Raw genomic sequence first — 16,228 nt, forward strand, 5'->3', positions numbered from 1 at the left:
CGATTCGAGTGTTGTAGATCATGGCTACCAAGACCGGCCGACCGGACGCCTGGAGATCGCTGGCGCAGCGGGCTATCGATACCGCGGCCGATCTGTCCGGTGCGCTGACCGAAAAGCTCAGCGCCGCCGCCGATCCGCGCGCAAAGCTGTTGCGCAAGCGGCGGTGGGCGCTGCGCTTCGGGGTGTTCTTCACCCTGTCGAGCGTGTTCTGGGTGCTCGTGACGGCGCTGCTGGCGTCGTGGAGCACACCGGTCTGGGGCCTGATCATCAGCGGAGCGATCGCAGCAGGCGCGGCCTTCCCGGCCACACTGTTCTGGCTCCGCTACCGGTGGTTGCGCGCGGAACCGCTTCCGGCGCAGCGGCCGGTATCCGGACGACGGTTGCCGCCCTGGGGTTCGGCGGCCCGCCAGCCCATGGCGGCGCTGATGGCCTCGGAGCGAGGCATGTTCTCGTTACTCGGCGTATTGGAGCGCGGCCGGATGCTTCCCGCGGAGGAACTGCGTGAGTTGACCGCGGTGGCCAACCACACTGCGCGGACGATGGCGGCCACCGCCACCGAGGTGGTCTCGATGGAGCGCGCGATCAGCAACGCCCCGCAATCGCGTCAGCATCTGGTGCCCACCATCAACGCGTTCACCGCCCAGCTCGGCCAGGGTGTGCGGCAGTACAACGAAATGGTCACTGCCGCAGCGCAACTGGTGTCGACAGTGAACAGCGGGCACGGCGCTGCGTCGCCGTTGTCGCAGCAGCGTTACCGCAGCGAGTTGACCGGTGCCACCGATCGCCTGGTCGGCTGGGCGCAGGCGTTCGACGAACTCGGTCAGCTGCGCCGCGCCTGAATCGCGGTTACAGCGAGGTGCGCAGTGCCGGCACGACGACGCCGACGAGGCCGCGCACCGTCGCCTTGAGCATGTCGAACATGTCGAAGTAGTCCCGCCACAGCGTGATTCGGCCTTCGTGCACCTCGAACACCCCGCATACCCAGAACTGCAGGCGCAGCGGCCCGAACACCAACGCGTCGGTGCGTTCGGTCAGCACGGCCGCGCCATCGGCGGCGATCCGGTGGATCTTCACCTCGAAGCCGACCCGGCCCGGCATCGACCGGAACAGCTTCATCGCGCGGTTGCGTCCGTACACAGTCGGAAACCCCACGTTCTGATACACCAGGTTCTGCGCCAGTGTGCTCTCGGCTGTGTCGAAGTCCTGCTCCTGCAGTGCGTTGAGGAAGGTCTCGACCGTGCTGGTCTGGGACGCAGCTGCGGTGGTGGATTGGTCAGCCATGCCCGCAGCCTAATGGTGCAGCGCTGTGGCAGGGTAGGCCGGTGCGCGTAGCTGTGGTCGCCGGACCCGATCCCGGACATGCCTTCCCGGCCCTGGCGTTGTGCCTGAAGTTCCTGGCCGCGGGGGATACCCCCACGCTGCTGACCGGGGTGGAATGGCTCGACACCGCGCGAGCCGCCGGTATCGACGCAGTCGAACTCGTCGGCCTCGACGCCACCGATGCCGACGACGATGCCGACGCCGGGGCCAAGATTCACCAGCGTGCCGGGCGGATGGCGCAGCTCAACGTCCCCGGACTGAGGGAGCTGCAACCGGATCTCGTGGTCTCCGACGTGATCACCGCCTGTGGCGGGCTGGCCGCCGAGCTGCTCGGATTGCCGTGGGTCGAGCTCAGTCCACATCCGCTGTACCTGCCGTCGAAGGGGTTGCCGCCACTGGGCAGCGGGCTGGCCCCCGGTGTCGGCCTGCGCGGACGGCTGCGCGACGCCGTCATGCGGGCGCTGACCGCGAGGTCCGTGCGGGCCGGCCTGGCCGAGCGCGCTGTCGTGCGCGCTGACCTCGGCCTTCCGTCGGTCGACCCCGGTCCGTTGCGGCGGTTGATCGCCACCCTGCCCGCGTTGGAGGTGCCGCGCCCGGATTGGCCGGCCGAGGCCGTGGTGGTGGGCCCGTTGCATTTCGAGCCGACCGACGCGGTGCTGACCGTGCCGCCGGGATCGGGGCCGGTCGTGATGGTGGCGCCGTCGACCGCGACCACTGGGACGCAGGGGATGTCGGAACTGGTCCTGGACTCGCTGCGGCCGGGTGAGACGCTGCCCGATGGGGCGCGTGTGGTGGTGTCGCGACTGGGCGGCGCCGATGTCGAGGTGCCGCCGTGGGCAGCCGTGGGACTGGGCCGCCAGGACGAGTTGTTGTCGCACGCCGATCTGGTGATCTGCGGCGGTGGGCACGGCTTGGTGTCCAAGGCACTGTTGGCCGGCGTGCCCATGGTGGTGGTGCCGGGTGGCGGTGATCAGTGGGAGATCGCCAATCGGGTTGTGCGCCAGGGCAGTGGGCAGCTGGTGCGGCCACTTTCCGCGGACTCGCTGACCGCTGCGGTCGGCACCGTGCTCGGGTCATCCTCCCACCGTGCGGCCGCTCAGCGCGGTGGCGCCTCGCTGTCCGAGGTGACGGATCCGGTACGGGTGTGCCATGACGCACTCGCGGGCACTGGGTAGGTTGGGCCCGTGCGGTTGACGGAATTCAATGAGCTCGTAGAAGGCCAGTTCGGCTCGATGCGGGGTCGTTCGCTGCTCGTCGACCACGTGCTCACTGCCCTCAACGGCCGCACACCCGCACAGGCCATCGAGGACGGGGTGGAGCCGCGCAACGTGTGGCGGGCGCTGTGCGCGGACTTCGACGTCCCGCGCGATCAGTGGTGAACGGTCAAGCCGGGGCTTTTCCCACCCGTACTTTCGGCGTATACCGGACTTATGGGTCTTGGTGATCATCCGATGCGGACACCGCTCTACGGTGTTCTGCTGGTGATCGCGGCGGTGCTGCTGTGTTGGTTGGTGGCGTCGACGTTGACCGGATGGCAGGCGGCGCTCGGCTACTTCCTGGCCGTCGCTGTCGGCGCATTCGGGTTCGTGTTGACGCTGCGGGATCTCGACAATTTTCCGAACTGGCGTCATTGATCCCGGATCGCTAATGCCGCAGCAACAGCTGCGCGGTTTCGCGATGCAATCTGCCGAAATTGTAATAGGCCGCGCAGGCTCCCTCGGGGGACACCATGCAGGTACCGATCGGGGTTTCCGGTGTGCAGGCGGTCCCGAACACCTTGCACTCCCACGGTTTGATGACGCCCTTGAGCACCTCGCCGCACTGGCAGGCCTTGGGATCGGCAACGCGCACACCGGGCATCTCGAAGATCAGCTCGGCGTCGTAGTGGGCGTAGTCGGGGTGGATCTTGAGCGCGCTCTGCGAGATGAAGCCGAGCCCGCGCCATTCGAAGTGCGGCCGTAGTTCGAAGGTCTCAGCCATCAGTTTCAGTGCCGCGGTATTACCTTCGGGCCGCACCACCCGGGTGTACTGGTTTTCCACCTCGCAGCGGCCGTCGCGGATCTGGCGCAGCAGCATGTGCACCGAGGCCAGGATGTCGAGTGGTTCGAAGCCCGCCACCACGATCGGTTTGTGGTAAACGGCGGGGACGAAGCGGTATGGGCGCAGACCCACCACGGTCGAGACGTGACCGGGCCCCAGGAATCCCGAAAGCCGCAGGTCAGGTGACTCGAGGATGGCTTTGATCGGCGGGACGATGGTGACGTGGTTGCAGAACACGCTGAAGTTTTCGACGCCGAGTGCGCGGGCGCGCACCAGCGTGACGGCGGTGGACGGCGCCGTCGTCTCGAACCCGACCGCGAAGAACACCACATGGCGTTCGGGATTGTCGCGGGCGATCTTGAGTGCGTCGAGTGGTGAGTAGACGAACCGGATGTCGGCGCCGCGGGCCTTGGCCTCGATCAGGTTGCCGTTGGACCCCGGTACCCGCATCATGTCGCCGAACGTGGTGAAGATGACGCCGGGCTGTTCGGCCAGCCACATCGCGTCGTCCACCCGGCCCATGGGGATCACGCACACCGGGCATCCGGGCCCGTGGACCAGTTCGATGGACTCCGGGAGCAGATGCTCGATCCCGTGCCGGTAGATGGTGTGGGTGTGGCCGCCGCAGACCTCCATGAACTTGAACTCGTCACCGGCGGCAAGCTCGGTGATCGCTTTCACCAGGGCGCGGGCGGCCGCCGGGTCCCGGAATTCGTCGACGAACTTCATGCGGACACCTCTTTGCGTCAGGCGATTTCGGAGGAATTGAAGGCGTCGATCTCCGTCGTGTAGTCGGCGCCCATTTTTTGCACCTGATCGAGCGTCAGCGTCGCTTCGCGCTCGTCGATCTTGGCCATCGCGAACCCGACATGCACCAGGACCCAGTCACCGACCTGCAGGTTGTCGTCGGCGAGCAGGCGGACGCTGATCACCCGGCGTACCCCGTTGACATCGACCTTGGCGAGGTAGGCCTCGGCGTCGACGATGTCGACGACCTGGCCGGGAATGCCCAGACACATGGGACTGCTCCTTTCACCTAGCAGATCCGGGGGAGCGGGTCGCCCACGAGCATGTCGACGATCCGGCTGCCGCCGAAGGCGGTACGCAGCGCGACGATCCCGGGCGGCTCTGCGACGATTTCGCCGACCACTGTGGCCCGGGCGCCCTGCGGATGCGCGTGCAGCGCGGCGACCGCGGCGTCCGCCTCGTCGGCCGGGACGATCGCGAGGAACTTTCCCTCGTTCGCGACGTAGAGCGGGTCGATGCCGAGTAAGTCGCAGGCACCCGCGACCTGTGGCTCGACGGGAATGCGGGCCTCGTCGAGGATCACCGCGAACGGTGAGTCCTTGGCCAGTTCGTTGCACACCGTGCCGACACCTCCGCGGGTGGCGTCGCGCATCCACCGGGTGGACGGTGCGGCGGCCAGCAGAATCTCGACGAGCTCGTGCAGAGGTGCGGTGTCAGAGGCAATGTCGGCATCGATGGCAAGGTCACCGCGGGCCAGCATGACCGCCATTCCGTGGTCGCCGATCGTGCCCGACAGTAGGACCCGGTCCCCGGTGCGGACGTTCTCCCGCGACAACCGTCTGCCCGCCGGCACGATGCCGACCCCGGCGGTGCAGATGTACATGCCGTCGGCGGCGCCCTTACCGACGACTTTCGTGTCGCCCGTGACGATCTGGACTCCGGCCCGCGCGGCGGCCTCGCTCATGTCGGCGACGATCTCGCGCAACTCGGCGATTGCGAAGCCCTCCTCGATGACGAAGCCTGCCGAGAGCCAAAGCGGGCGGGCGCCCGAGACCGCCAGGTCGTTGATGGTTCCGTGTACTGCGACGTGCCCGATGGAACCGCCCGGGAAGCGATGCGGCGCAACCACATACGAATCGGTGGAGAACGCCAGCGTGTCACCGGACGGGGTACGCAGCAGGGCGGCGTCCCCGAGCTGTTCGAGCTCGGGGTTGCGGAACGCCTCGACGAAGACCGCATCGACCAGTGCTGCCGACGATTTCCCGCCGGCGCCGTGCGCCAGGGTCACGACCTCGTCGATCAGGCGCGGGCGTCGCTGCCGGAACTTCTCGATCCGCTCCAGTACGCGGTCCTCGCGTTGGGCTGCGGTCGAGGCGGCGACGGTGCTCATGATGCGTACGCCCGTGCCATGTGGTCCTGCACCACTGTCCACAGCCGATAACCGAGCATCGCGTGGCTCTCCTGGATGCGGTGAATGCTCTGGCTGTGCACCGTGAAACAGAAGTCCAGATCCCCGGACTCCCCGGCCACGATCGCCATCCGTCCGCCGTCGTGCCCCGAGAATCCGATGGTGAGTACGCCACGCAACTTGGCCTCGGCGATGGCGGTCATGAGGTCTTCGGAGTTACCCGACGTGGACAGTGCGATGGCGATGTCGCGATCGCGGGCGTGCGCGATGATCTGGCGTTTGAAGATCAGGTCGAAACCCACGTCGTTGCCCAGCGCGGTGACCACCGCCTCGTCGGCGGCAAGTGACCAGGCCGCCACCGGTCTTCCCCTCGCGGGCCGGCTGAACAGGGAGGCCAGGGTGGCCGCGTCGGTGGAGCTGCCACCGTTTCCCAGGGTGTACAGGCGGCCCCCGCGCAGGAAGCGGTCGGCCATGGCGGCCCCGGCCGCGTTCAGGCCTTCGGTGTACTCCTGTAGTGATTCCTGTTGTAGCCGAGCGCTTTCGGCGGCCTTGCCGCGTGCCGAGGCCGCCAGGTCGTCGAGCAGCGCTCGGACGTCGGTCTCTTCCGATTCGATGAACGGGTAGAGGAAGCCCGTGCTCTCGGTGTTGGTCATGACTTCACCTGCCTTCCGGCGGCATCGCGATCGCCGTACCCGCGTGTATCAGGATCAGGTCGTTGACGGTGACCTGTTCGAGCACGGCGCTGTCCACCCATTCCTCTCCGGCAGCACTGCGGACCAGGGCCCGTCCACCGGCTTCGGTGGGTGCGATCACGACTTCGGCCAGACGTCCTTCGTCACCGCAGGTGACGCAGGACGGCCCGGTGTCTTCATTTGCGGGCGTCAACAGGCCGGGATGTTCGAAGCACACGTGGGTGAGCTCCCACAGCAGGTGGTAGATCAGGACGAACCGGCCGGTGGCCGGGACCATCGGGTCATCGGAGTCGACCCACAGGATGTGGTGGGCGGCACCGGCCGGGGGGCGCGGGCCGCAGCCGATCCACAACGTCGTGACACCCCATGCGGCGGCCCGCCGCATGGCATCGACCGCCGCCGGCTGGTCGGCTGAGGCGACGGCCAGGAGCAGATCTCCGGGCTGACTGGCGACCCGGGCCTGGGCCACCGGATCGGGCTCGACCAGCGCGACCGAGGGCAGCGCGCGCTTGCCGACGATGACCGGGTGGACGAACTCGACGGCCACGTGATGGGCGTGCGGTTCCCATTGGGGCGCAATGACCCAGAGTGTGGCGCCGTCGTGGAACTTGCGGGCCACATCCAGTGCTGCCGCGGCCAGATCGGCGGCCAGGTCCGTGTCCACGAAAGGCGCCCCCGGCGACCCGGTGACGGCCGGTGTGGTGACGGCCGGTGTCGTGGTACTCATGATCGACCTCCTGTGTTGATCAGGTCGAGGGTGGCGCGGGTGGCGTCGGCCAGCGCCGTGGTCTCGCCGGGCGTCAGCGTGTCGCACACCCAATCCCAGTGCGCGGACACGGTGTCACCCGGTGCGGGAATGTTCGTCAGGGATTTCCCGTCCCGGCTCCACCGGATGCGTTCGGTGACGGGCTCGCCGATCGTGAGGCGAGTGTCGTCCAGCACCAACGGGCAGGACTCGACGACGACGTGCTCGTCCTCGACCGCTGCGACTGTGCCCCAACGGATCCGGCAGTTCTGCAGGACATGAAGGGCGGTGCCCGGATCCCGGTCCAGGAACCGGATCCACGGGTATACGACGAACACGTGGAAGCTGTGGTGGGCCAGTGCCGCGCCGGCAGTCGTCCCGGTAGCGGGCACGGTGTCGAGCCCTCCCGTCACCTGACCCCGGAACGCTGCTCGCAGCTGGGCCAGCAGGATTGTCGGATCCACCCGGTCCAGGAGCGGTCCGCCGACCCAATAGCTTCGAACCACCTCGGCGTCCAGCGGGTCGGCACCGACTGCCTCGGCGATAGAATGCAGATACGGCCACGCGCCGTCGAATTCCTTTGCATGTGAAGCAAACTCGGCCGTGTTGTCCCCGGGTGTGACTGCCGGCCCGGTGGGGCCGCAGTACCCGAGTTCGTTGGGCGGGAAGGCATACCGGGCGAACAGCCGGTATCCGGTGGGCAGTTGTTGGGTCGGCAACGCGGTCATGGCTTCACCCCGCATTCCCGACCAGTAGCTGGCCCAGGGCGAGACCGCCGTCGTTCGGCGGCACCCGGCGGTGGGTGATCACTTCCAGGCCCTGTTGTTGCATTCCGGCCAAGGTCAGGCGCAGCAGCAGGAGGTTCTGGAAAACCCCGCCGGACAATGCCACCGGTTGCGCCGTGCAGCCGTTCGTCTCCATCAGTTCGCGTGCCAGTTCGACGATGAGCCCGGCGACAGCGTGGTGGAATCGGGCACCGATCACCGCAGGTGTCACACCGGCGCGCAGGTCGACGATGATCGCCGCGAGTACGGGGGCCGGGTCGATGGTGACGGGTGACGCGCCGGAGTCCACTTCGAAGGCGTACCGGCGAGCGCCCGCCTCGGTGCCACGCGAAATCCCTTCCAGCTCGATGGCGGCCTGCGCCTCGTAGGCAACCGTCTGTCGCACCCCGATCAACGCCGACACCGCGTCGAACAACCGGCCCATGCTCGACGTCGCAACGCAGCCGGAACCGGTCGCCAGTTGATGTGCCAGGGTCCGGAGCTCGTCGTCGGGGCACGCGCGGACCGGCGGCAGATCGGCATCCCACGGCAGCCCGGCCGCCCACAGGTGGGACAGCGCCATCCGGTAGGGGCGCAGCACGCTGATGTCACCGCCGGCCATCGGTACCCGCGTGAGGTGGGCAACCCGCCGATAGCCCTTGTAGTCGGCGACCAGTACCTCACCGCCCCACACCGTGCCGTCGGGTCCGTATCCGGTTCCGTCGAAGGCGAATCCGAGCACCTGCTGCGTTCCGTCCAGGCCGTGTTCGGCCATGACCGCGGCGATGTGGGCGTGGTGATGCTGGACCGTCCTTACCGGGTGGGACCCGGCATTGCGATGAGCCCAGTCGCTGGAGCGGTACCCCGGATGCGCGTCGCAGACCAGGGTTTCGGGTTCGACGCCGGTCAGTGCCTCCAGATGGTGGACTGCGCGCTCGAACGCCGACAATGTCGCCAGGCTGTCCATATCGCCGATGTAGGCGCTCAGCCAGGCGTACCGGTGGTCGGCCACCGCGATGGTGTTCTTGAGGTCGGCGCCGACCGCCAGGGTCGGCGGCACCGCGACCGGCAGGGCGACCGGCAGCGGCGCGTAGCCCCGGGATCTGCGGATGGCCAGCTCCTCGCCGTCGGCGACCCGGACCACCGAATCGTCGCAGGGCACCAGGATTTCGCGGTCATGCATCAGCCATCCGTCAGCGATGTGTGAGAGCCGGCGTCGCGCATCGTCGTCGGAGTAACAGATCGGTTCGCCACTGACATTGGCCGAGGTCATCACCAGAACCCTGGGGCCGGGCGGATCGCCGGGGAGCCCGAACAGCAGGGTGTGCAGTGGCGTGTAGGCGAGCAGGACGCCCAGGTCGGGGTTGCGGGGTGCCACTGATTCGGCGACCGGTGCACCGGGCGCGCGGGGCAGCAGAACGATCGGCCGCTGCGGTCCGCACAGCACCCGGGCTGCAGTGTCGTGGACCTCGGCGATCTGGCGCGCGGTGGGCAGATCGGGAACCATCACCGCGAACGGCTTGTCGCCCCGCTGTTTACGCCGACGAAGTTCGGTGACCGTGGCGGCGTTCGCGGCGTCGCAGGCGAGGTGGTAACCGCCGATGCCCTTGACCGCGAGGATCGCTCCGTCGGTCAGCAGGCGCCTGGCCCGCCGCAGCGCGGCTTCGCCGGTGAGCGCACCGGATTCGTGGTCCCACCGCAATGTCGGGCCGCAGCTCGGGCAGCACACCGGCTGCGCGTGGAAGCGGCGGTCGGCCGGATCGGCATACTCACGTGCACATTCGGCGCACATGGCGAAACGCGCCATCGTGGTGGCATCGCGGTCATAGGGCAGTGAGGCGATGATGGTGAACCTGGGCCCGCAGTTGGTGCAGTTGATGAAGGCGTGTCGGTACCGACGGTTGGACGGATCGCGTTGCTCGGCAGTACATTCCGGGCACATCGCCACGTCGGGGGAGGCGAGGGTGCGGCCGCCGCCGGACCTGGAGGTGTCGGCGATCGTGAATCCGGTGCCACCGCAGACGGGTATCGGCCGGGTGTCGACGGACTCGATCACCGCCAGTACGGGCGGGTCGGTGCGCAACCGGTACAGGAACGCCTCGAGATCGCCGGGGGCACCTTCGATCTCGATGACGGCGCCGGAACTGTCGTTGCGGACACAGCCGGTCAGCCCGAGCGCGGCCGCCGTGGTGTAGACGAACGGCCGGAAGCCCACGCCCTGGACGACTCCGTGAACGCCGATACGCAGCCGGCGCCGCGTGGTCACGGTGGCACCTCGGTGTTGCGGCCGCGCCCCAGCAACTCCAGGCCCCGCATCGCGGCCTCGGCGCCGGCGTGGTCGGTCTTCTCGACAGCGAAACCCATGTGGATGATCACCCAGTCGCCGGGGGAGAAGGTCTCGTCGGGCAGCATGCCGACATTGACCTTGCGGTGCTCGCCCGCGACGTCGACGAGCGCGAGCTGGTCGCCGTATCCCGGGAGCATCCGCACCACCTGGCCGGGGATTCCGAGGCACATGGCTCATCCCTCCCTGACCGGGGCCGACAACCGTGCCACGGCAGCTTCGACCGCCGTTACGGCGCCGGGAATCGCGGCCGCAACGGGCTCCGAGAGCCCGATACCGTCAGCCACGGTGGCCACCTCGCAGCCGATGACGACGGTGTAGGGCGGGCTACCTCCCAGCGCCCGCATGCTGGCGAACACCGCAGTGGGATCCATCGCGTGCGCGTCCAGACCCGAAGCACTCGACAGGCTTTCACGATCAGCCTCGAACACGTGCAACGCGCCGGGGCGGCCCCGGCTGGGCAACGCGTCGACCAGGACGAGGGAATCCCAGCCGTCGAGCAGGTCATAGGCCAGGTGCACACCTCGAATCCCGTAGTCGCACAGCCGAATATCCGGACCGGCGAGGCTCGGCGGCAGACGCCGCATCACCTCGGGACCGAATCCATCGTCACCGAGAAAGATATTGCCGATGCCGGCTACCAGAACTGAAGACGTGATCGCACCTCGCCCGCTACATCCGTCGCATCTTCAGATAGCGCCGGGCGTCGGGGATCGACCGGACCCCGACCAGTACCCCGGCGACCACGACCGCCGCGACGGCGATGACAGCGATCCAACCCACAACTTCCATCTCGAACTCCTCTCACTGCGCCAATGGCTCGACTTCGTCGGCGGCGAAGTACAGATAGCGGCCGTACCACGCGTGCAGATCCGCGGCCGGGTCGTCGTCGAGCACGACGCCGATGTGCCGCTCGCCCTCGACGTCCTCGTGGACCGAGGCCACCTGTGCGGTGCGGCCGGCGAAGAAGATGTCCTGCGCGTCGGCCCGGCGGGACGGGTGCAACCGCACCCGGCTGCCGCGGCAGACGCGCACCCCGTTGATCAGGACCGCATCGACGGCGGGATCCACGGCGTTGTCGGCCAGGGGATCCCACCAATCGATGCCGTCGGGTATCTGCGGAATCAGGCCTGGATCCGCGGCGTGCGGATCGCGCAGGACACCGTGCAGGTCGAGCATCGCCTCCGGGGACATCGAGTCACAGCGGTCGATGATCTCGGCTGCCCGGGGATCGGTGGCCCGGGCGCTGGCTTTCTCCTCGTCGGTCATCGTCATGACCCTCAGCGTCAGGATCTCGTCGATCTCGCACGAGTCGAAGAGGTCGCCCTGGCTCTGTTCGGCGATCTCCGGATGGTCGTAGAGGATGACCGGCGAAACGAGCATCAGGTCGTGCGTGCCCGGCTTCCCCGCGAGCACAGGGAAGCAACGATGGTGCCGACACCGCGACGCCGCCCCGGCGGCGGGTGCGTCCGGTTCCAGCAGTGAGATGAACTCGCCGTCGGTGACTTCGATGATCAGGTGTGTGCCGATCAACGACGCCGCGATCGCATCGTCCTTGTCGCGCGCGGGTCCCGCACAGTTGCGTACCGTCATCGTGAGCCGGATCAAGCCCGCGTCGGCTTCTGCGGCGACGGTGAACTCGCCGTGGAGCTCGCGACGGCGGCGAACGATCCGGCCACCGTCGACGCTCTCGATGTCGGTGCCCGCATCGACCGTGATGGGATGTGTCTGCGGCACCTCCAGATCGGGGATGTCGAACGGGCCGAAGGCGGTCTGATGTTCAACCGCCTCGTCCCAGGTCAGCCAGGACTGCCCCGCGGCGGTGAGCTCGTCGACCGGCTCGAAGCTGCCGTCGCCGCGGCGGCGTTCGGCGGTTCGGCGTTGCAGCTGCAGGAACCGGACGGTGACCGTGATCTGCGGGTGCCCGTGACCGCGGACCAGCAGTTGCGCCGACAGCGAGCTGTCCTCACCGATACCGGATTGCTCGGCATCGGCCGGGCCGAGTACGCCGAACTGCCAACGGCATTGGTTCTTGGCCGAGTTCGCCCGGTACGGGTAGAGCAGATAGCCCTCGTAGAGGACGGCGTCGGCGACCGCGAGGACCTGGTCCAGATTGCCGTTCATCGGATTTCCTGCCGTGCCAGCAGGGTGTCGATCGCTTCGTCGAACGACAGCATGCCCCAGCGTGTCTTGTAGGAGGCCAGCTCGTCGAGGGTGTCGCGGCCGAGCCGCAGCCATCCCGTGTTCGGAAAATGCTGTGCCATCAGCTGTTGCCACACCGTGACCGGCATGTCGAACGGGTCCTCGCGGTCCCACGGAATCTGCTGGACCGCGAATCCGCGGGCACCTGGCGTGAAGACGGTGCCGCTGAACAGGAATCGCAGCGGTACCGAGCCGCCGCGCAGTGCGTGCAGGTACTTCGCCGCCGCGACGTCGAAGTCGTAGGTTCCGCTGACCGGCAGCTCGACGAGGGTGGTGCCGGCGAATCCGGGCACCATCGCGGTGCTGTGCTGCCACAGGAAGGTGCGTTGTGTCGTGCCCCAGCGGTCCCGCGGGCCGAACAGGTCGAGCAACCCGGCGGCCTCCGCATCGGTGTAATCCCGCCGCCCCGGTTCGATGCGGATCTGGCAGCGCAGCGCGATCGCGTGTACCGGGGTCTCGCCGACGGCGGTGATACCGATCCGGGCGGTCAGGATCGGGCTCACCGCATACGGTTCGGGCGCCATGTCGAGGACCGCGAACGTGACGTCGGTCGAGACGTCGGGAGTGGGGGTGGCGTTGGGCCCGGTCATCTCGTCACCACCGTGCTGCGGTCGGCGAGACTGTCGAAGAATTCGTCGACGTAGTCGCGTACGTCCTGGCCACCGTCGAATCCACGCCACAACATCCGCAGCCGTCCGACGAACTCGTAGCAGGCGTCGATTGGTACCACATGACAGGTGGGCGACCGGGTTTCGTCGTCGGGTACCTGCACCAGCAATGCCTCGGTGTCCTCGGAGATCAGGTCCACCCTCGGATCGGAACGCCGGACACCGGCCCAGGCGTCCAGCGGCAGTTCGGATTCGGTTGCCCCGGCGGGGCCGGGATAGAACGCCACCACACGTCCCAGAGCCGAATTCCAGAAGAAGAACGCCAGACCGACCGGGATCTGCAGCGCCTCCCAGTCCCGCCGGCCCAGACCGAAGTCGGCGAGGTGAAGGTAGCGGTCTCCGATGGCCCGGTAACGCAGCTGGGCATGATCGTCGGTGAACAGCAGATAGCACCCGCGGCATACGCACATCAGTTGCCGCCCAGCCACATTGACCACGTGTTGATGCGGTTCGGTGATAGGTTCGGCGCACATTTCGCAGCTCTGGCCGTCCCGCCTGGGTCCGGGCGCCGCGGCGCGGATGCGGGCCAGCACGTCCAACGGCCCGGTCATGACGCGACCTCCTCGGCCAGCGCGATCGAGCTCACTCCGTCACGCGCCAAGAGCGGTATCGGCTCGAGGTGCGAACCGGATTCGCCGTCGGCGCCGATCCCGGCATGGACCACGTCAAATCCGGAACCACAGTTCGGACAGTGCAGCACCGAGCCGGTCAGCGTGGCGCCGGCCAGCCCGCGCGTGCACTGCGGGCAGCGATCCCGGTAGACGAACAGCTGCGCACCGATTCGGCAGGCCAGCACCGCGGTCGCGCCGACCTCGAATCCGCCGACCTCACCAGCAGCCAACTCGTCGAGTTCCGGAACCGGCCGCCAGGTGGCGTGCCGATGTCCGTCGGGGTGTACCCGGGCCAGCAGCGACTCCGCGGATATCAGATTCGGCTCGGGGCCGGCGGTGACCACGTCGATGGACGAGATCTCGGGCGCCGCCGCCCGGATCGCGTCCTCGATCGTCAGCTCGAGCGTGGCGGCCGACGACGGGCAGCTCTTGCAACTTCCGGTGAACCGCAGCCGCACGACCGGGCCGTCGACTTCGATCAGGTCGACATCACCGCCGTGGGATCCGAGGTAGGGACGGACACTGTCGAGCGCGTCGGCGATGCGGCGGTGCACCGGATACGGATGCAGCCCGTGCACCAGCAGCAGACTGGCCACCAGGTTGTCGGCAGCCACCGCCTCGGTGACCGCATCCGCCGGCTCGGGGGAATGGTCCGTGGCGATCCGCAGCAGCCGTCCCAGCGCCGCGCCGTAGAGGTCGGTGAGCTCGCGCACGAGCTGTTCGGCATTCTCCAGCGCGCCGGGACCCCGGGCCGCGCCGGCATCCAGCAGGGCCTGTATCCGATCACCCGCCGTGCGCCATCGTGTGTCGTCGTCAGAGTTGTCCGGGAACGGCGTCGTGGCGGGCGGCATGTGTCATTCCCCGGTAGCTGCTTGCGTGGGGGAGTGCAACAGGTCCAGTGATTTACCCTCGCCCAGGTACATGTGGACGCCACATGGCAGGCACGGGTCGAAACTGCGCACCGTGCGCATCACGTCGATGCCCTTGAAGTGCTCCCGGTCGTTCTCCTCGAAGATTGGCTGGCCCTGTACCGCATCCTCGTACGGTCCCGGCGTGCCATAGGTGTCGCGCGGGCTGGCGTTCCACGGTGTCGGCGGATACGGGTGGTAGTTGGCGATCTTGCCGTCCCGGATCACCATGTGATGGCTGAGCACGCCGCGCACCGCCTCGGTGAACCCGCATCCGATGCCCTCGTCGGGGACCTCGAAACGCTCCCAGGTCTTGGTGCGCCCGGCGCGGATCTCGCCCAGGGCCTGTTCGGCGAAATGCAGCGCACAGGCCGCCGCGTAGGCCTGGAAGTAGGTACGCGCCCGGTTGCGTTCGATGGTGTTGCTGCCCTTGTCGGGGATCTTCCACTCGAGCTCGACGGGTCCCTTCAGGGCGGTCTTCGGCAGATTGATCTGCACACTGCGTCCGGTGGACTTGACGTAGCCGATGTCGACCAGCCCGGCCAGCGCGGTGGACCACATGCGGGCCAGTGCGCCGCCACCGGTGTCCAAGGCCAGATGGTCCTTGCCGTCGTACCACCGTGGCGACATCACCCAGCTGTAGCTCTCGTCGAAGTCGCGTTTCTGCGGCTTGGGGTTGGTGTGCTGGTTCCACGGGTGACGCCGGTCGACCGGATTGCCCAGCGGATCGGTCTTGACGAACATCTCCTGATCGGACCAGTCGTCGTAGTAGCTGTGGCCCAACAGAATTCGGATACCGAGATTGATGTCCAGCAAGGAGTGCGTGACAAGCTTGCCGTCCACCACCACGCCGGGGGTGACGAACATGGCGTTGCCCCAGCTCTCCATGTCCTTGTAGGCGAAGTTGCACACCTCGGGATCCTGGAACGAACCCCAGCAGCCGAGCAGGGTCCGGCGCAGACCGACCTTGTCGTACCCGGGAAGGGCTTCGTAGAAGAAGTCGAACAGGTCGTCGTGCATCGGGACGACCTTCTTCATGAACTCGACGTAGCGCATCAGCCGCGTCACGTAGTCCGTCATCAACTGCACGGTGGCGCTGGTACCGATGCCGCCGGGGTACAACGTGGACGGATGGACGTGGCGGCCTTCCATCAGGCAGAACATCTCCCGGGTCCAGCGGCTGACCTGCAGCGCCTCCCGGTAGAAGTCGCCGGTGAACGGGTTGAGCGCGCGCATGATGTCGGCGATCGTGCGGTAACCGTGGGCGTCGGCGTGAGGTGAGGCGGTGGCCTCCGCCTTGGCCAGCACGCTCGGATTGGTCTCGGACACCATCTTCTCGCAGTAGTCCACGCTGACCAGGTTCTCCTGGAAGATGTTGTGGTCGAACATGTACTCGGCGGCCTCACCGAGATTGATCAACCACTCGCCGAGGTGCGGAGGCTTGACCCCGTAGGCCATGTTCTGGCAGTAGCACGAACAGGTGGCGTGGTTGTCGCCGCAGATCCCGCAGATGCGGCTGGTGATGAAGTGCGCGTCGCGAGGATCCTTGCCCTTCATGAAGATCGAATAGCCACGGAAGATCGAGGACGTGCTGTGGCATTCGACCACCTCGCGGTTGTCGAAGTCGATCTTGGTGTAGATGCCGAGGCTGCCGACGATGCGGGTGATGGGATCCCACGACATCTCCACCAGCTGACCTGGTTCGCGCTTCGCCTGTGAGGGTCCGGGAATTGTGGTCGTCATCGAACTTCTCTTTCGTGGAATCGATACAGAGGGCGC

General features: G+C 67.5%; 20 protein-coding genes. 4 read left to right on the forward strand and 16 right to left on the reverse strand.

Annotation, left to right across the window (positions count from 1 at the left end; all coding sequences use genetic code 11):
* The first annotated feature begins 20 nt into the window (after positions 1-20).
* Complete coding sequence (gene pspM, locus ACWEFV_RS02200; protein WP_450068922.1) at positions 21-839, forward strand: phage shock envelope stress response protein PspM; 819 nt, start codon at positions 21-23, stop codon at positions 837-839.
* Between the two features lie 7 nt (positions 840-846).
* On the opposite strand, the gene ACWEFV_RS02205 is transcribed toward pspM, so the two are convergent.
* Entirely contained in the window at positions 847-1,281 is a 435-nt protein-coding gene (locus ACWEFV_RS02205) for a limonene-1,2-epoxide hydrolase family protein (RefSeq protein WP_135453807.1), read from the reverse strand.
* A 41-nt stretch (positions 1,282-1,322) separates the two neighbouring features.
* Here ACWEFV_RS02205 and ACWEFV_RS02210 point away from each other — a divergent pair, with 41 nt between their 5' ends.
* From ACWEFV_RS02210 to ACWEFV_RS02220, 3 genes are read left to right on the forward strand one after another with little or no spacing between them, the layout of a single operon-like run.
* Positions 1,323-2,495, forward strand: a complete 1,173-nt coding sequence (locus ACWEFV_RS02210) for a glycosyltransferase (protein WP_135453808.1) — start codon at positions 1,323-1,325, stop codon at positions 2,493-2,495.
* 9 nt (positions 2,496-2,504) lie between these two features.
* Positions 2,505-2,699 (forward strand): DUF3046 domain-containing protein, encoded by a 195-nt coding sequence (locus tag ACWEFV_RS02215; protein ID WP_135453809.1) that lies wholly within the window; start codon positions 2,505-2,507, stop codon positions 2,697-2,699.
* A gap of 51 nt (positions 2,700-2,750) precedes the next feature.
* On the forward strand, positions 2,751-2,954 hold the full coding sequence (locus ACWEFV_RS02220) for a hypothetical protein (protein WP_135453810.1): 204 nt from the start codon (positions 2,751-2,753) through the stop codon (positions 2,952-2,954).
* A 10-nt stretch (positions 2,955-2,964) separates the two neighbouring features.
* Here ACWEFV_RS02220 and hypD read toward each other — a convergent pair whose 3' ends face one another.
* Genes hypD through ACWEFV_RS02295 form a run of 15 tightly spaced genes read right to left on the reverse strand, consistent with a single transcriptional unit; the run spans position 2,965 to position 16,192 of the window.
* The gene (hypD, locus tag ACWEFV_RS02225; RefSeq protein ID WP_450068923.1) at positions 2,965-4,089 is read right to left on the reverse strand and encodes a hydrogenase formation protein HypD; all 1,125 of its coding nucleotides are present in this window, start codon (positions 4,087-4,089) and stop codon (positions 2,965-2,967) included.
* A 17-nt stretch (positions 4,090-4,106) separates the two neighbouring features.
* The gene (locus ACWEFV_RS02230; RefSeq protein WP_450068924.1) at positions 4,107-4,379 is read right to left on the reverse strand and encodes a HypC/HybG/HupF family hydrogenase formation chaperone; all 273 of its coding nucleotides are present in this window, start codon (positions 4,377-4,379) and stop codon (positions 4,107-4,109) included.
* A 17-nt stretch (positions 4,380-4,396) separates the two neighbouring features.
* Positions 4,397-5,497, reverse strand: coding sequence for a hydrogenase expression/formation protein HypE (gene hypE / locus ACWEFV_RS02235; protein ID WP_135453813.1), 1,101 nt, complete (start codon positions 5,495-5,497; stop codon positions 4,397-4,399).
* On the reverse strand, positions 5,494-6,168 hold the full coding sequence (locus ACWEFV_RS02240; protein WP_450068925.1) for a D-sedoheptulose-7-phosphate isomerase: 675 nt from the start codon (positions 6,166-6,168) through the stop codon (positions 5,494-5,496). Before ACWEFV_RS02240 ends, hypE begins: the two co-directional genes overlap by 4 nt.
* A 4-nt stretch (positions 6,169-6,172) precedes the next feature.
* Entirely contained in the window at positions 6,173-6,934 is a 762-nt protein-coding gene (locus tag ACWEFV_RS02245) for a hydrogenase assembly protein HupF (RefSeq protein ID WP_450068926.1), read from the reverse strand.
* Positions 6,931-7,680 (reverse strand): DUF6390 family protein, encoded by a 750-nt coding sequence (locus ACWEFV_RS02250; RefSeq protein ID WP_450068927.1) that lies wholly within the window; start codon positions 7,678-7,680, stop codon positions 6,931-6,933. Before ACWEFV_RS02250 ends, ACWEFV_RS02245 begins: the two co-directional genes overlap by 4 nt.
* 4 nt (positions 7,681-7,684) lie before the next feature.
* Positions 7,685-9,982, reverse strand: coding sequence for a carbamoyltransferase HypF (gene hypF / locus ACWEFV_RS02255; RefSeq protein WP_450068928.1), 2,298 nt, complete (start codon positions 9,980-9,982; stop codon positions 7,685-7,687).
* The gene (locus tag ACWEFV_RS02260; RefSeq protein ID WP_135453818.1) at positions 9,979-10,233 is read right to left on the reverse strand and encodes a HypC/HybG/HupF family hydrogenase formation chaperone; all 255 of its coding nucleotides are present in this window, start codon (positions 10,231-10,233) and stop codon (positions 9,979-9,981) included. The genes hypF and ACWEFV_RS02260 overlap by 4 nt, the downstream gene beginning before the upstream one ends.
* A gap of 3 nt (positions 10,234-10,236) precedes the next feature.
* Positions 10,237-10,719: a hydrogenase maturation protease gene (locus ACWEFV_RS02265; protein ID WP_450069252.1), complete on the reverse strand. Its 483-nt coding sequence runs from the start codon at positions 10,717-10,719 to the stop codon at positions 10,237-10,239.
* 13 nt (positions 10,720-10,732) lie between these two features.
* A complete protein-coding gene (locus tag ACWEFV_RS02270) occupies positions 10,733-10,852 on the reverse strand; it encodes a DUF6893 family small protein (RefSeq protein ID WP_135453820.1) in 120 nt (39 codons plus the stop codon).
* A gap of 12 nt (positions 10,853-10,864) precedes the next feature.
* Positions 10,865-12,184 (reverse strand): hypothetical protein, encoded by a 1,320-nt coding sequence (locus ACWEFV_RS02275; RefSeq protein ID WP_450068929.1) that lies wholly within the window; start codon positions 12,182-12,184, stop codon positions 10,865-10,867.
* Positions 12,181-12,852: a DUF6084 family protein gene (locus tag ACWEFV_RS02280; protein WP_450068930.1), complete on the reverse strand. Its 672-nt coding sequence runs from the start codon at positions 12,850-12,852 to the stop codon at positions 12,181-12,183. The genes ACWEFV_RS02275 and ACWEFV_RS02280 overlap by 4 nt, the downstream gene beginning before the upstream one ends.
* Positions 12,849-13,481 (reverse strand): DUF5947 family protein, encoded by a 633-nt coding sequence (locus ACWEFV_RS02285; protein ID WP_135453823.1) that lies wholly within the window; start codon positions 13,479-13,481, stop codon positions 12,849-12,851. Before ACWEFV_RS02285 ends, ACWEFV_RS02280 begins: the two co-directional genes overlap by 4 nt.
* Complete coding sequence (locus ACWEFV_RS02290; RefSeq protein ID WP_135453824.1) at positions 13,478-14,392, reverse strand: NifU family protein; 915 nt, start codon at positions 14,390-14,392, stop codon at positions 13,478-13,480. Before ACWEFV_RS02290 ends, ACWEFV_RS02285 begins: the two co-directional genes overlap by 4 nt.
* A 3-nt stretch (positions 14,393-14,395) precedes the next feature.
* A complete protein-coding gene (locus ACWEFV_RS02295; protein ID WP_450068931.1) occupies positions 14,396-16,192 on the reverse strand; it encodes a nickel-dependent hydrogenase large subunit in 1,797 nt (598 codons plus the stop codon).
* Positions 16,193-16,228 lie beyond the last annotated feature (36 nt).

This window comes from Mycobacterium sp. NPDC004974 (assembly GCF_053600815.1).